This is a genomic window from Nocardia aurantiaca, from assembly GCF_009708175.1.
GTDB classification, from domain to species: domain Bacteria; phylum Actinomycetota; class Actinomycetes; order Mycobacteriales; family Mycobacteriaceae; genus Nocardia; species Nocardia aurantiaca.
Genome location: NZ_WMBB01000006.1, coordinates 214,159 through 228,670 on the forward strand (window position 1 = coordinate 214,159; position 14,512 = coordinate 228,670).

At 67.3% G+C, this 14,512-nt stretch carries 15 protein-coding genes and 1 pseudogene; 7 read left to right on the top strand and 9 right to left on the bottom strand.

Annotation, left to right across the window (positions count from 1 at the left end; translation table 11 throughout):
- Positions 1–25: 25 nt before the first annotated feature.
- Together GLP40_RS14500 and rarD are read right to left on the bottom strand one after the other, a co-directional pair.
- Positions 26–424: a VOC family protein gene (locus tag GLP40_RS14500; protein WP_328290213.1), complete on the bottom strand. Its 399-nt coding sequence runs from the start codon at positions 422–424 to the stop codon at positions 26–28.
- A gap of 447 nt (positions 425–871) precedes the next feature.
- Positions 872–1,801, bottom strand: coding sequence for an EamA family transporter RarD (gene rarD / locus GLP40_RS14505; RefSeq protein ID WP_154788635.1), 930 nt, complete (start codon positions 1,799–1,801; stop codon positions 872–874).
- 211 nt (positions 1,802–2,012) lie between these two features.
- Between rarD and GLP40_RS14510 the strand changes: the two genes are divergently transcribed.
- Together GLP40_RS14510 and GLP40_RS14515 are read left to right on the top strand one after the other, a co-directional pair.
- On the top strand, positions 2,013–4,451 hold the full coding sequence (locus tag GLP40_RS14510; RefSeq protein WP_154788414.1) for a cation-translocating P-type ATPase: 2,439 nt from the start codon (positions 2,013–2,015) through the stop codon (positions 4,449–4,451).
- A gap of 319 nt (positions 4,452–4,770) precedes the next feature.
- Positions 4,771–5,598, top strand: a complete 828-nt coding sequence (locus GLP40_RS14515; protein ID WP_154788415.1) for a PhzF family phenazine biosynthesis protein — start codon at positions 4,771–4,773, stop codon at positions 5,596–5,598.
- Positions 5,599–5,818: 220 nt separating this feature from the next.
- On the opposite strand, the gene GLP40_RS14520 is transcribed toward GLP40_RS14515, so the two are convergent.
- A complete protein-coding gene (locus tag GLP40_RS14520; protein WP_154788416.1) occupies positions 5,819–6,304 on the bottom strand; it encodes a hypothetical protein in 486 nt (161 codons plus the stop codon).
- Positions 6,305–6,316: 12 nt separating this feature from the next.
- On the opposite strand from GLP40_RS14520, the gene GLP40_RS14525 reads away from it, so the two are divergent.
- The 4 genes from GLP40_RS14525 (at position 6,317) to GLP40_RS14540 (ending at position 9,296) form a co-directional block, all read left to right on the top strand.
- Positions 6,317–6,805: a Rossmann-fold NAD(P)-binding domain-containing protein gene (locus GLP40_RS14525; RefSeq protein ID WP_230329573.1), complete on the top strand. Its 489-nt coding sequence runs from the start codon at positions 6,317–6,319 to the stop codon at positions 6,803–6,805.
- Positions 6,806–7,091: 286 nt separating this feature from the next.
- Entirely contained in the window at positions 7,092–7,883 is a 792-nt protein-coding gene (locus GLP40_RS14530) for an acyl-[acyl-carrier-protein] thioesterase (RefSeq protein WP_196054666.1), read from the top strand.
- 5 nt (positions 7,884–7,888) lie between these two features.
- Positions 7,889–8,719, top strand: a complete 831-nt coding sequence (locus GLP40_RS14535) for a GNAT family N-acetyltransferase (RefSeq protein ID WP_328290161.1) — start codon at positions 7,889–7,891, stop codon at positions 8,717–8,719.
- A 55-nt stretch (positions 8,720–8,774) separates the two neighbouring features.
- Complete coding sequence (locus GLP40_RS14540) at positions 8,775–9,296, top strand: pyridoxamine 5'-phosphate oxidase family protein (protein ID WP_154788418.1); 522 nt, start codon at positions 8,775–8,777, stop codon at positions 9,294–9,296.
- A gap of 860 nt (positions 9,297–10,156) precedes the next feature.
- Here GLP40_RS14540 and GLP40_RS34825 read toward each other — a convergent pair.
- A complete protein-coding gene (locus GLP40_RS34825) occupies positions 10,157–11,359 on the bottom strand; it encodes an HNH endonuclease signature motif containing protein (protein ID WP_154788419.1) in 1,203 nt (400 codons plus the stop codon).
- Entirely contained in the window at positions 11,329–11,622 is a 294-nt protein-coding gene (locus tag GLP40_RS14550; protein WP_154788420.1) for a hypothetical protein, read from the bottom strand. The genes GLP40_RS34825 and GLP40_RS14550 overlap by 31 nt, the downstream gene beginning before the upstream one ends.
- Positions 11,623–11,786: 164 nt before the next feature.
- On the opposite strand from GLP40_RS14550, the gene GLP40_RS35085 reads away from it, so the two are divergent.
- A complete protein-coding gene (locus GLP40_RS35085; RefSeq protein ID WP_407671603.1) occupies positions 11,787–12,044 on the top strand; it encodes an inositol monophosphatase family protein in 258 nt (85 codons plus the stop codon).
- Positions 12,045–12,064: 20 nt separating this feature from the next.
- Here the strand turns inward: GLP40_RS35085 and GLP40_RS35200 are convergent.
- The 4 genes and pseudogenes from GLP40_RS35200 to lspA all read right to left on the bottom strand — a co-directional run.
- Positions 12,065–12,202 (bottom strand): annotated as a pseudogene (locus GLP40_RS35200) (GAP family protein); the annotation flags it as partial.
- A 4-nt stretch (positions 12,203–12,206) separates the two neighbouring features.
- The gene (locus GLP40_RS14560) at positions 12,207–12,869 is read right to left on the bottom strand and encodes a hypothetical protein (RefSeq protein WP_328290162.1); all 663 of its coding nucleotides are present in this window, start codon (positions 12,867–12,869) and stop codon (positions 12,207–12,209) included.
- A 13-nt stretch (positions 12,870–12,882) separates the two neighbouring features.
- Complete coding sequence (locus tag GLP40_RS14565) at positions 12,883–13,809, bottom strand: RluA family pseudouridine synthase (protein WP_154788421.1); 927 nt, start codon at positions 13,807–13,809, stop codon at positions 12,883–12,885.
- On the bottom strand, positions 13,806–14,480 hold the full coding sequence (gene lspA, locus GLP40_RS14570; protein WP_407671591.1) for a signal peptidase II: 675 nt from the start codon (positions 14,478–14,480) through the stop codon (positions 13,806–13,808). The genes GLP40_RS14565 and lspA overlap by 4 nt, the downstream gene beginning before the upstream one ends.
- Positions 14,481–14,512: the final 32 nt, after the last annotated feature.

Below are 14,512 nucleotides of genomic sequence, written 5' to 3' on the forward strand. Positions count from 1 at the left end.
GATCGCCGCGACGGCCGCGTGAGGGTTATTGCGGCCGGCCACCGTACGGGACCGTGATCAACTCCATGTAGTGGCCGGCGGGATCGAGGAAATAGATCCCCCGGCCGCCGTCATTGTGGTTGATCTCGTTGACGGCCCGCTGCCGCGGATCGGCCCAATAGGTGAGCCCATACCGCTTGATCTTCTCGTAGGCCGCGTCGAATTCGTCCTCGGAAACGAGGAAGGCGTAGTGCTGTGGTTGCGGTTCGCCCTCGAAACCCGGTGGCAGATTGGCGAAGTCGAAGGTGACGCCATTCCCGACGGTGATCGGTAGGAATGGCCCCCACGGCTTGCCCACCTCCACCCCGAGGATGTCCGCCCAGAATTCCGCGGAGACTCGATTGTCCGTGCACGCGACAATGGTGTGGTTGAACTGGATAGTGATGGGAATTCTCCTGTGCTCGTGACGATCCCGACCCTGGACCGGTACGAGTCGGCCGACAGGAGCATCGCCACGTCCTCGACGTTAACCACCCGCGTGCGCTTCCGCCAAGCGACGTGTGCGAACCGTCACAGCGCCGCCAGGCCGGCATTCCCGTCGCTCGCCGTGGCCGCCCGGACCCGCGCAGCCGCCGGTAGCCCGAGGTAGCCCGCCGGCCGGGCCGCGAGTGCGGCGTGACCGAAGCGCTTCATCGGACAGCCCAGCGCCCGCGGCCGTCGGCGCGGCGCGCACGGTCTCCGATTCCCTTGCGGCGGTGACCATCATGGCGTCGAAGGTGATCTCACGAACCAGATCGATCCCGGATCCATCCGGAAGGTAGACCGTCCACCGGGGCCGGATCGACCGGCGTCTCGGCCGCAGCGGCCCGCGCGTCGGCAGAGCGGTTTCACGCTATTCGGGGACGGTGACCGTCGGGCGGCGCGAGCGGCGCAGGGCGTCGGCGGTGAAGATGGCCAGGGCCAGCCAGATGAGGGCGAAACCGGCCCAGCGGGAGGCGGGCATGGGTTCATGGCCCACCGCGACTCCCCAGGTGAGCTGGAGGGCCGGGGTGAGGTATTGGAGGATTCCCATGGTGGACAACGGAACTCGCGGTGCGGCCAGCGCGAACAAGACCAGGGGCACGAGGGTGACCGGGCCGGTCAGCATGAGCAGGGTGGTGTGCGGGACCGAGGAGCCGAAGGTGGCGTTCCCGGTGAGGGCGATGACGACGACGGCGATCAGGGCGAAGGGGGCGGCCGCCAGACCCTCCGCTGCCAGGCCGGGCAGGGCGTCGAGCCGGATCACCTTCTTGACCAGGCCGTAGGTGGCGAAGGAGCAGGCCAGGATCAGGGCGATCCACGGCGGGCTGCCGTAGTCGACGGTCAGCACGATAACCGCCGTCGCACCCAGTCCGAGCGCGACCCACTGCGGTGGGCGCAGTCTCTCGCGAAAGATGAGGACGCCGAAGGCGACCGTTACGAGCGGATTGATGAAGTAGCCGAGCGCGCACTCCACCACATGGTGGGAGATGACGCCGTACACATAGGTGCCCCAGTTCAGTGAGATGGCCGCCGATGCCACCGCCGCCAATCGCCAGGTCCGCGCGTCGATCCGCCGCAACTCGCCGATCCGCCCGGCCACCAGCAGCGCCAGCAGCGCGACGACGAGGGTCCACAGGATCCGTTCGACCAGCACCTCGCCCGCGCTCGCGAAGGACAGCAGCCCGAAGAACGCGGGGAACAGGCCCCAGAGGAAGTAAGCGCCGATGCCGAACGCGATGCCGGTGTCGCGTCCGCTGTCATGCCGGGTGAACCGGCCGCGCCATCCGGGCTTGGCCGTCATGACGGCCCCGGCGCCGGCGACCTCGGCCGGATGCGGGATGGCGGACTCCGGGTTCTGATGTCCTTCGGCCACCCAATGACGTTAGCGTGCGCAACAAATCCTTTTGTGCCCGATTTGCCGGATTGCCTCTGACCTGGCGCTGCAGCCCGTCCCGACGCCAGGAAAGTTGGCTATACCTGGGCTAACCCGTCGGCCCGCTAGCCTGGTCGGCATGTCGATCACCGCGCAGGCAACGAGTCCGCCCAGTCCACCCGCGTTGGGACTCACCGCCGCCGAGGTGGAGAAGCGCCGCCGGGACGGGCTCACCAATGACGTGCCGCAGCGGGCCAGCCGGTCCGTGAGGGACATCGTCAGGGCGAATGTGTTCACCCGGATCAACGCGATCCTCGGCGTGCTGTTCATCCTGGTGCTGGCCACCGGATCGCTCATCGACGGCATGTTCGGACTGCTGATCATCGCCAACAGCGCGGTAGGCATCATCCAGGAGGTCAGGGCCAAGAACACCCTGGACAAGCTGGCCATCATCGGTCAGGCCAAGCCCATGGTGCGGCGCGAGGGCAGGACCACCGCCGTGGCGCCGCAGGAGATCGTGCTCGACGACATCATCGAACTCGGGCCCGGCGACCAGATCGTCGTCGACGGCGAGGTGATCGAGTCCGAGCTGCTCGAGGTCGACGAGTCGCTGCTCACCGGCGAGGCCGATCCGATCGACAAAACCGTTGGCGCCCATATCATGTCGGGCAGCTTCGTGGTGTCCGGGAGCGGCGCCTACCGGGCCACCAAGGTCGGCAAGGACGCCTACGCCGCCAAACTCGCCGACGAGGCCAGCAAGTTCACATTGGTGAAATCGGAGCTGCGCAGCGGTATCGACACCATTCTGAAAGTCATCACCTACCTGCTGATTCCGGCGGGTCTGCTGTCCATCTACAACCAGCTGGTCTCGTCCAAGGAATCCTGGCGGCCCGCCGTCAACGGCATGGTGGCAGCGCTGGTGCCCATGGTGCCCGAGGGTCTGGTGCTGATGACCTCCATCGCGTTCGCGGTCGGCGTGATCCGCCTCGGCGCGCGCAAGTGTCTGGTGCAGGAGCTGCCCGCCATCGAGGGGCTGGCCCGGGTGGACGTGGTGTGCGCGGACAAGACCGGCACGCTCACCGAGAACGGCATGCGACTCTCGGAAGTCCGTCCCGTGAACGACATTCCGGAGGCGACGCTGCGCGAGGTGCTGGCCGCGCTGGCCGCCGACGATCCGCGGCCCAATGCCAGCGTGCTGGCCATCAAGGAGGCGCTGCCCGACGCGCCGGGCTGGCAGTCCAGTGGGGTCGCGCCGTTCTCCTCCGCCAAGAAGTGGAGCGGCATGTCCTACGGCGAGCGCGGCAACTGGCTGATGGGCGCGCCGGACGTACTGCTGGATCCGGCCTCCGAGATCGCCGACACCGCACAGGACATCGGTGCCAAGGGTCTGCGCGTGTTGCTGCTGGCCCGCAGCGACCGGCCGGTGGACGCGCCGGACGCGCCCGGACAGGTCACCCCGGCGGCGCTGGTAGTGCTCGAGCAGAAGGTACGGCCCGACGCCAGGGGGACGCTGGAATACTTCGCCTCCCAGCATGTTTCGACCAAGGTCATCTCCGGCGACAATGCGGTGTCGGTCGGTGCGGTGGCGTCCTCGCTGGGATTGCCGGGCGGCCACGACCCGGTCGACGCCCGCAAGCTGCCGACCGACCAGGACGAGCTGGCCGATGTGCTGGAGCACAAGACCGTCTTCGGCCGCGTCCGCCCGGATCAGAAGCGCGCCATGGTCGGTGCGCTCCAATCGCGCGGCCACACCGTCGCCATGACCGGTGACGGCGTCAATGACGTGCTCGCCCTGAAGGACGCCGATATCGGCGTCGCCATGGGCTCGGGCAGCCCCGCTACCCGCTCGGTGGCGCAGATCGTGCTGTTGGACAACAAATTCGCGACCCTGCCCTATGTGGTGGGCGAGGGCCGCCGGGTGATCGGCAATATCGAACGGGTCTCCAACCTGTTCCTCACCAAGACCGTCTACTCGGTGGTGCTGGCCTTCCTGGTCGGCATCGTGGGCATCGGCTCCCAGATCTTCGGCTACAAGGCCATCGGCTACCCATTCCTGCCCCGCCACGTGACGATCGCCGCCTGGTTCACCATCGGCATCCCCGCCTTCATCCTCTCCCTCGCCCCCAACAACGAACGCGCCCGCACCGGATTCGTCGGCCGCGTCATGCGTTTGGCGGTCCCCTCGGGCGTGGTGATCGGCGTGATGACCTTCATCTCCTACCTCGTCGCCTACAAGGGCCCCGACGTGAGCGAGACCGCCAAGGTCCAAGCCGGCACCACCGCCCTGATCACCCTCCTGATCATCGCGGTCTGGGTCCTGGCCATCGTCGCCCGTCCCTGGAACTGGTGGAAGATCCTCCTGGTGGCGGGTTCCGTCGCGGGCTACCTCATCCTGTTCGCAGTGCCCTTCACCCGCCACTTCTTCAAACTCGACCCCTCGAACGTGGCCTTGACGACTTCGGCCATCGTGTGCGGCGGAATCGGCATCGTCCTGGTCGAGACTGCCTGGTGGCTCAGCGCCAAGTACCTCGGCGACTCGCCACATACCCATATCGAAGCTGTGGACGAAATACACTGACCTGCCGGGCAATTCAACCCGGGGCCGCTCTGACCGCCCCGGGTTTCGTTGTGCCGCGGCGCCTGAGTTGCACATGACGCGGCCCGGTGCCTCGGCATGACGCAACCCGAGGTTCGGTCCTGACGCAGGCTGAGGCTCAGTCCTGAAGCAGCTCCCGGGTTCGGTTGTCACGCAGCCGCGGGATTCGGTTGCGGCGCGGCGTCGGGGTTTCCGGGGCGGAAGCCCCTGAAAGCTCGGAGCGTTGAACTGGTCGCATGGTTTGGCTCGCCGGGGGTTGGTCGTTCTGGGCAGTAATTGAATTCGCAGGTACCTTGGCGCCATGGAGGTCTTGCTGCATCAGCTCGACGCATTCGCCGACGCGCCCTTCTCGGGCAATCCCGCGGCGGTCATGCCGCTGGTGTCGTGGCTGCCGGACGAGCTGTTGCAGCAGCTGGCGGAGGAGAACAATCTGGCGGAGACGGCCTTCTACACATCGGCGCTTCCGGCGGAAGCGGGTGCACCGCCGGACAACTCGCCCGCTTTCCACCTGCGCTGGTTCACGCCGACCGTGGAGGTCGAACTGTGCGGGCACGCCACCATGGCGGCGGCCGCGCAGATTCTGGAGGACATGCATCCGGGCGCGGATCGGGTCCACTTCTACACGCGCGGCGGGTGGTTGCGGGTGGATCGGGATCGCGACGATCTGGTGCTGGACCTGCCGTCGGTGTCATCGGTGGAAATCGATGTGCACGAGGAACTTCCGCACCTGCTCGCCGAAGCGCTCGGGGTGCGGCCGCTGCGGGCGTTCGAGGGCACCGATGTGGTGCTGTTCCTGACCGCCGAACACGAAGTGCGCGAATCACATCCGAACTTCGCGGCGTTTCCCGATTTGAACCGCGCCGCCATCCTCACGGCGGCGGGCGATGAGGTCGACTTCGTATCCCGGGTCTTCGCACCCGGGCAGGGTATTCCCGAGGACCCGGTTACCGGGTCCGCGCATGCCCAGCTCGCCCCGCTCTGGAGCCGAGAACTCGGCCGCACCAGCCTCACCGCCCGCCAGCTGTCCCGCCGCGGCGGGGCCATGCGCTGCGCCCTCACCGGGGACCGGGTTCGGCTCACCGGCCGCTGCCGCCGCTACCTCGACGGCGTAGTGCGCCTGCCGGACTGAGGGATTCAGCGCACGGTGATCTGCCGGGTGCGGGACCGCCGGTCTCGGCCTTGTCCAGCAAGGGTTCCCAGAAGCCGGTGTCCACCTGGGACAGGGCATCGCGCAGGCCGTCACAGGCGCCGTGGGGAACGGCGTGGCGGCTGACTGGCCGCCATGGCAATCCCACCGCAACAAAACGGGCGTCCCAGCAGACGAGGCGATGCGGCAGCTGTTTCCGATGTCATCCGGAAGGGCTCGGGGCGCCGGGGCCGGTTCGGTTGTCGTCGGCTCGATTCAGCCACCCGGACAGTAGGGCGCGTTCGGCGTCGGTGAGCATCGGCAGCTTCGGCGCGAGGGCCCGGAAGGCGGCGACTGCTGCGGTCGTGCTGTTTTCGGGGAGGGTCGGCATGTCGATGAGGATCGATCCCATCACCGCGTCGTACATCGCGTCGGCAAGGTCGAGGTGCCGATCTTCCGGTGGGACCGACAGGAGGGCGAGCACGGCACCGGTGCCGGCGGCGTGGATGAGTTCGACGGCGCGAGATTCGGTGACGCGAAGTCGCCCGGCTGCCGCGACGCGGTGCACCCGGGCACGCAGAACCTCCAGTCCGGCGGCCGCCGCCGGTGAGGAATTCCCGCGGCCGGGATCGGTGAGCAGGCCGAACACGGCCGGGTTGGCCAACCCGAAGCCGATATGCGTGTCCCACCCGGCCCGAAGATCGGCCACCGGGTCGCCGCTGTGTTCGACGAGCGTCTTTCCCGCGACATAGGTGGACAAGACGTGCTCTGCGACAGCGTTGAGCAGCGCCTCTTCGGTCAGGCGCTCGAGACCGGTGAACGAATCGCGCCGGCCGACGGACCTGTCACCTGGACCACGCATGCCGACCTCGCCGAAGCGGCGGCGATCATCCTCGCCGACGAGGCCAGGTTCGACGGGCCGACCCCGCCGCTGAACGCACCGAACGCGCTCGACCTCGGGGACATCGCCGATATTCTCACCGAACTCACCGGACGCACGATCCGCCGCGTCGTCGCCGACGATTCCGAGTGGACGGCCACATCGATCGCACACGGTGTACCCGCGGATCAGGCGACCATGCTGCTCGGCATGTTCCAGGCAGCACGCCGCGGGGAGTTCGCCACCACCGGAGGAGAACTCGAAAACCTTCTCCAGCGTCCAGCCACGCCGCTCCGTTCGGTCCTGGAGGCAGCTATCAACCAGCGCTAGCCATGCACCCTTGCGATGACCGACGGAGCAGGGCAGCCACAGCGCACTCAATTCGGCATGCGCGTACGGGCAGGATGCCGGCGGTGTGCCAGATGTTCACAGCTGGCCGCACGCGGGGAAGCTTCAGCGGCCGCTGACATACCCCACCCCGCGGGCACGCCGACCGGCGCGGCCGCCGTCTCGACGGGTTCTGCACTACCCTCGAAGGCACTCCGGTGCAGTGTCGCCGCAGTCGTTCCGTGCATTCCTCTCCGCCACTCGGATGGAAGATCCGGAGGTTCTGCCGATGATGGACCAGCTTGCCCACCGTCCCGCCCCCGCCGCGGCGGATCCACTGTCCCTGCCGCTGGCCCCCGTCCCCAGCACTGGGCATATTTTCGACGTCACCCGCCGCCTCGGCACCGTCGACATGGACGAGAACCGACACCTGCGCATCGACGGGATCGCCCGGCATCTCCAGGACGCGGGCATCGACCACCTCGTCCACACCGGCGCACTCGACTCCCATCCGCACTGGATCGTCCGCCGCACCGTCATCGACGTACTGCGCCCGGTCACCTGGCCCGCTCAGCTGCGCATCCGCCGCTGGTGCTCGGGCATCTCCCCGCGCTGGTGCACCATGCGGGTCCGCATCGACTCCGACAGCGGCGGGCTGATCGAGACCGAGGGCTTCTGGATCCACGTCAACAAGGACACCATGAGCCCGACGCGGGTAGCGGACGAATTCTTCGAGCTCATGTGCACCACCACCGACGATCACCGTGTGCGCTGGCAGCAGTGGCTCGACGAGCCTCTCCCGACCACCACCGGCACCCGATTTCCCCTGCGCCGCACCGACACCGATTACTTCCAGCACATCACCAATACGGCGTACTGGCACGCCGTCCACGAATTCACCGCCGACGCAACGGAACTCATCCAGCGGCCGCACCGATTCGTCCTCGAATACAACAAACCCATCCGGTACGGCGAACAGCTCGACATCCACACCGCCCACGCCCCCGACGCCCTCACCCTCTGGCTCTCCGTGGACCGGGACACCCGGGCCATAGCCCAACTCCGCCCCGCCTCCGAGTGAAAACCGTGCGCCTGCAACAGGTCCCGCAGACGCGGGCCGACGGCGGATCCGCACTCGCGACCGCCATGGACCACAATGTCGCGGAGCACGCATGCCACCTGCACCGCCACCTCCCGGGCGCACGGGTACACAAGGATGCCGAGCTGGTGATCGCGGACAGCGGATCGGATTCCTCCATCTTCAATATCGTCGCCGCCGCGAGGTTTCCGGTCGACGCCGCCGACCGAGTCGCCCGCGCCACGACAACGATCCACTCGACCGGTCGCCCGTTCTCCTGGCTGCTCGGCCCGTCCTCCGAACCGGCGGGGCTGTCCGGTCTGCTGACCGCCAGCGGATGGTCGGCCACCTCCACCGAACCCGCCCTGCATCGGCCGCTGCTCCAGCTCCCGCGGACACGGCCAGGAGAGCTGGAACTCCGGCTCGTCTGCACCCCGGGCCAGGTTATGGACTTCGCCACCGTGCTGTCCGGCACCTGGGACCCACCGGACACGCTGATCCCGCGCTTCTTCGCCGCCGTCACCCCCGGCATCCTGACCGCGGACTGCCGGGCCCGCTATCTGGTCGGCTACCTCGACGGCCGTCCAGCGTGCACCGCCGAAGTCTTCCTGTCCACCGACGTCGCGGGCATCTACAACGTCGCCACCCTGCCCGAGTACCGTCGCCGCGGTCACGCGCGCACCATGACCACCGCGGCCCTGCACGCCGCCCACGACGCCGGCTACCACCACGCCGTCGTGCAGGCCGGTGCGGCCACCGAATCCCTATGTCGAGAACTCGGATTCGTCGAATGCGGCCGCCTCACCACCTACTGCCGAATCCCGCCCGAGCCACGATGAATTCGCCGAGCCCGAGCCGTCTCGACTCCTGTCCCCGACGAGAGGTAAGGAAGCGATGATCGCAGATCCGGTATCCGCACAGGACCTCAACATTTACGGCAAGGCCGAGTTGCCGTGGGATGTCGTACGGAAGGCGATGGACGCCGGGATCGGGCTGCCCGAGACGGCGGGGTTCCTCGGGACTGTCAGTCCTTCCGGGAAACCCAGTTCCGCTGGAATCGGGTGCGTCGAATCCGGCGGGCACATCTACTTCACCAGCGGGCCCGGCACCAAGAAGTCTCGCAACTTGACCGGTAACCCGTATTGCACTCTCTCCTTCCGCTTCCCCGAGATCGACCTCGTCCTGTCCGGTGAGGCGCACCGGGTGACGGACGCTGGTGAGATCGACCGGGTCACTGCGGTTTTTCGCGAGGGAGGTTGGCCCGCTGAACGATCCGGGGATGCTGTCACTGCCCCGTACAGTGCTCAGAGCGCCGGGCCCGCGCCGTGGCATCTCTATCGATTCGCTCCGCATACCGCTGTCGCGCTGGCCCTTACCGACCCACACGGGGCCACGCGCTGGCAGTTCGCCCATTGACCTGTGCCGCCGCGTTCAAAGATGAAGAGACTCAAAGACAAAGACTGAAAGACGCCTGGAGGAGAGAGCGAGCTGGCTTGGGAGACCGAACTCGCCTACCAGCCCACGCACCTTTGAAGCCGTGGGCTGGGGTCGCTGCCGGAGGATTCTGATATCCCGATGCTGGGGTGGCTCTACGAAGGCGGCCGACTCCCGGGCAGAACACCCACCGGCAGCCAGATCCGGGGCGGAACACCTGCCGACAGGCAGGTCCCAGGAAGAACGCTCACCGACAATCGGGTACCCGATAGAGCCCTGACCGGTAGCCAGGTCTCGTATAGAACTCTCACCCGGCAGCCGGGTCCCGTAGAACTTCGATCGGCGGTGGGATCACGCTGGGACAGGAGGGGATCGATATAAGCCCGAAGTTGTTGGGGCACAACCACCTCCATCATGAGCACACCGAACACTGTGGTCGACGACCATGTCGTCTCGTCCTTACACGGCGATGCCCATCATGTCTGTCGATCAGCGGTCGAGTCGTCGCGGAACAACGGACGGCCAACCGCTCTCGGCCATGAACCCCGGCAATGTGTAAAGCCAGACCCGGCGCTCCCGGATGATTCGAAGCACCGGCCAACGAGCTCCACCACCCTGCAAGAAGGGTAAGGATCCGTGCAATCCCTGGGCCCGGATCAGCGGGTCATGGCACCACCCCGGCGCCCAACCTCGCATCAGCCCGAACTGGGCCTGGCCTGGCCAGGCCAGGCCGGGGCAGGGCAGGCCCGGGCAGGGCAGGGCAGGGCAGGGCAGGGCAGACGAGGCGACCTCGCTTCCCGTTGTCCTGCGCACGTCAGCCCGGGCATGAGAGGGTTCCGGGGTCACGCCACCCGTGAACCCCACCCCCGTGAACCCCGCCGCTGACAGCTCGACTCGACCGCCACAGCGACCCGCTCCCCCACGTGGTGCCGCTGGTTCACCCGCGGAACACCCGACGGATCGAGACTCTTCGGCGCGATCCACCCCGTCCGCCCCCGATACCGCGAATCCTCACCCATCACAACCGTTCTCCAACCCGTGGCACTGTCATTGACCAGCGCATGACAGTGGTCGCACGCCAAGGTCAGATTGGTCAGATCCGTCGGCCCACCCTTGACGAAATCGGTGACATGATGCACCGCACACATCGACGCGGGCGCATCACACCCCGGCCGAGTACACCCCCTGTCCCGAGCGACCAACACCAACCGCTGACCCGGACTCGCCAACCGACGACACCGCCCCAAATACACCGGGATCCCGTCCGCATCGAGCACCACCAACACCGGTCTGGTGCCCCCGGCCATCTTCAACGCCGAATCGACACTCACATGCCCACCCGAAGCGGTGATAGCCACACCGGTCCCGCGCTCCAGATCCGCAACGCTCATGGTCAGGATCGCCTGCACCGGCAAACCCCGGTGGTTGCCCAGCCCGGCCGGATCCACACCCGGCCGCAACAACGCGAACAGCGCATCATGGGTCCGCTGCCCGGCATCACGCCGGTCACGACGCGCGGCCGCTTCCAGCACCGCCGAATCGATGACACCGGCGGTGGCCGACAGGCTTTCGGTGTCATCGAGGTTGCACATCCCCGGACGCGCCAGCTTGGCGAACACCGCATCCAGCAACGCCCGCAACTCAGGAGTGATCCAACCCTCGATCCACGACATCCCGTCCACACCGGGGCGACACACCACGATCCCGCGCTTGCGGCGACGGTCGGCCTCGGAAACCACCATGCCGTCGGGGTCGAGGCGGGCCAGGACCTCACGCCCGATCCCGGGCAGATCATCAGGCCAACCGACCCGGCAATGCCCGACCAGGATCTCCTCAGCCTCCACCCGCACCTCGACCGGAACACCAGCGGGCAGATGCGCCATCACATCCACGATATTGCGGACATGATCACGCGAAATATCCCCGGCCTCAAAGGCTTCGGCCACTCGCGGCAACACGGCGGGCCGCAGGTGACCGGTGGGCTGAAAGAACTCCCCGCACTGCTTGGTGATCTTCACCCGCACCGCCGCGTCATACCGCGACACCCAAGAATTTGACGCAGAAACGGCACCACAGCCCCCGCCCCACTCGCCTGCGGCAGCGACCGGTTCGAGGCTTCGATAATCAGCCGCGAACCCAGCGCCGACAGTCGCCTTTTGCAGGTCTCGAGGCGCTGCATCAATGCCACGACCTCCCCGTCGGAAAACGGGGTCAGGTTCCCATGCAGGACCGATTCGGACAGGGCCGCCACCGCGGCCGCCAATTCGGCGATACCGCACGTGTCGAATGTTTCCCCCTTCGAACCCATGTGCTAATTTTAGCGGCAGCGCTCGGTATTTGCAGTCGAATCCTGTTGTAATATAACGCTTTTCAGACTCTCACTCATTCCGAATACGCTTCGGTAAAGTGCAGAGGGTGCAGGAATCCGACGTCGCCCTTGCGCTTTGAGCCGCCGAGGCAGCCTCCGGGATAATCCGAGACCAATTCCACGCCCCGCTCACCCCCTACGACAAAGAAGCCGACGACTTCGCCACCCAGGCCGACTACGCCTCCGAACGAACAATCCTCGATATCCTCCGCGCCGCCCATCCCACGGACCGATTCCTCGCCGAAGAATCCGGCACCACCGGCAACCGGTCCGACCGAGTGTGGCTGATCGATCCTCTGTGCGGCACAAGGAATTTCGCGGCAGAACGCCACTCATGGCCGTCAATATCGCCCTGCGCGTAGGAAACACCGCTACAACCGCGGAAGCTGAGCGCACCGGGCACCGCGGAGCGGCGGCTCAGGCGGCTGTCGTAGACGACCGCCATGGTCACACCCACCAGAAGCACATCGAGCGAGTCGAGGAACGCGAATCCGGCCAGCGCGAGGAGGAAGATCAGCATGCGATCAGTTGTCCGGGACCGGGCCGTCGTCGGGGATTGGGCCGGCGGAGTCGACTTGCTCCGGGAGGAGCGGGGACACGGCGAAAACCGCGGCGGACGCGTCGGCGGGCAGGGCCTCGACCACACGAGTTCCCGGGTGGGTGGCCAGGGTTCGGAGTTTCGACAGGGGGGCTTGGAGGACCACGCCCACGACGCAGGCGCAGCCGGCTCGCAGACGGGCGGCCACGAGGTTCTTCACCCGCGTCGACCGGTCGTCATAGGTGGGGGTGGATTCCATCTGGGCGGCAGCCGATTTCACCGACGCCACCGCCACCGCGTCGCCTTCCGGAACGCCGATGGCGATGATGGGCGTGGCCACGCGGTCGACAGCCACGTGGTAATCGATCTCCGAGATACGCAGCCCACCACCGAATTCGGGAATGCGATCCGCCGTGATCGCCTCGGTGAAAGACAGCAGCGCCCAGTGGCTGTCGGAGTCGGTGCCCTGCAAGGACGTCCGGGCCCGATCCAGGTAGTGGACCACCGGCTCGCCGCTTTCCGGCCCCAGCCGATCGGTGGAGATGATCGCCGCCCGGGGCGGAATGGCCCAGCCCAGGACGACGATCAGGATCGCGAAGAACGCGGCCGCCGTGGCGATCCCGGCGCGGCGCAGCGTCGGTGCATCCACTCGAGAACCCCGATCAGTGCGTGCGAAGGACGTCGAGAGCGTGTTCCAGGTCGGCGGGGTACTCGCTGGTGATCTCCATCCAGCGGCCGTCGGCGGGGTGGTTGAACCCCAACTGGCGAGCGTGCAGCCACTGGCGTTCCAGGCCGAGGCGCTCGGCCAGACGGGGATCCGCGCCGTAGGTGAGGTCGCCGCAGCAGGGGTGGCGGATGGCCGAGAAGTGCACGCGAATCTGATGGGTGCGACCGGTTTCCAGGTGGATGTCGAGCAGGCTCGCCGACTGGAAGGCCTCGATGGTGTCGTAGTGGGTGACCGATGGGCGGCCGTCCGCGGTGACCGCGAACTTCCAGTCGTTGCCGCGCGCCCGGCCGATCGGCGCGTCGATGGTGCCGCTGCTCGGATCCGGATGCCCCTGCACCAGCGCGTGATACCGCTTGTCCACAGTCCGGTACTTGAACGCCCGCTTGAGCTGGGTGTAGGCGTGCTCGGACTGCGCCACCACCATCACACCGGAGGTGCCGACGTCCAGCCGGTGCACGATGCCCTGCCGCTCATGGGCTCCCGAGGTCGAGATGCGGTAGCCCATGGCCGCCAGCCCGCCCACCACGGTGGGCCCGCTCCAGCCGACACCCGTATGCGCCGCAACCCCGACGGGTTTGTCGACCGCCACGATGTCGTCATCGGCGTAGAGGATCTTCATCCCCTCCACCGGCGTCGCCTCCACGGTGAGTTCCCGCTTGGGCTCGGGGAATTCGACCTCCAGCCAGGCCCCGGCGGTCAGCCGATCCGACTTGCCGGCCGCGACGCCGTCCAACTGAACCGCGCCGTCCTCGGCCATGGTGGCCACCGCGGTCCGCGACAGCCCGAGCAACCGCGACAGCCCGGCATCGACACGCATGCCGTCCAGCCCATCCGGCACCGGCATGCTGCGGGTCTCCCTCATGCCGTCCCCCCCTCCGCACCGGACGCCGCCTGCTGCCGATGCATGCGGGTGCCGTCGGGCTCGAAGCCGAACAAAGTCAAAGCCACCAGCAGAACGGCCCCGCACACGATCGACGAATCGGCCACATTGAACACCGGCCACCAGCCGACAGCCACGAAATCCACCACATGGCCCTGCAGCGGCCCGGGCGCGCGGAACAGACGGTCGATGAGATTGCCGAGCGCACCGCCCAGCACCATGCCCAAGCCGATGGCCCAGGGCAGCGAGCGCAGGGTGCGGCCGATGCGGATGACGCCGATCACCACGGCCGCCGCGATCAGGGTCAGCAACCAGGTCATGCCGGTGGCCATGGAGAACGCCGCGCCCGGATTGCGAACCAGGGTCAGGCGCACGGAATCGCCGATGAGATAGATCGGCTTACCGGGGGTCATGGTGGAGACCACAATGGTCTTGGTCAGCAGATCGAGACCGAGCAGAACCGCCGCGACGATCAGCAGGGTGCGCAGCCGCAGCGGCCGCGCCGGCTCCGATTCGGTCGCCGCCGTCTCCGGCTCCTTCGACTCGGCCGGTTCGCTCACGGGGGAAGTCTCGGCATCGGTCGCGGGAATCTTCTGCCCTGGCGACGTGTCTGGTTCCTCTGCGCCCGATTCGCGCGGCCGGTCGGTACTCACCCTGACATCATTCCTCATCCCTGCTCGCCGAC

Excerpts from the sequence above, each read along its gene's own strand:
- GLP40_RS14550 (WP_154788420.1), bottom strand. The coding sequence starts at position 11,622 with ATGGGTTCGAAGGGGGAAACATTCGACACGTGCGGTATCGCCGAATTG.
- GLP40_RS14565 (WP_154788421.1), bottom strand. The coding sequence starts at position 13,809 with ATGAGGGAGACCCGCAGCATGCCGGTGCCGGATGGGCTGGACGGCATG.
- GLP40_RS14510 (WP_154788414.1), top strand. The coding sequence starts at position 2,013 with ATGTCGATCACCGCGCAGGCAACGAGTCCGCCCAGTCCACCCGCGTTG.
- GLP40_RS14515 (WP_154788415.1), top strand. The coding sequence starts at position 4,771 with ATGGAGGTCTTGCTGCATCAGCTCGACGCATTCGCCGACGCGCCCTTC.
- rarD (WP_154788635.1), bottom strand. The coding sequence starts at position 1,801 with ATGACGGCCAAGCCCGGATGGCGCGGCCGGTTCACCCGGCATGACAGC.
- GLP40_RS14540 (WP_154788418.1), top strand. The coding sequence starts at position 8,775 with ATGATCGCAGATCCGGTATCCGCACAGGACCTCAACATTTACGGCAAG.
- GLP40_RS14530 (WP_196054666.1), top strand. The coding sequence starts at position 7,092 with ATGATGGACCAGCTTGCCCACCGTCCCGCCCCCGCCGCGGCGGATCCA.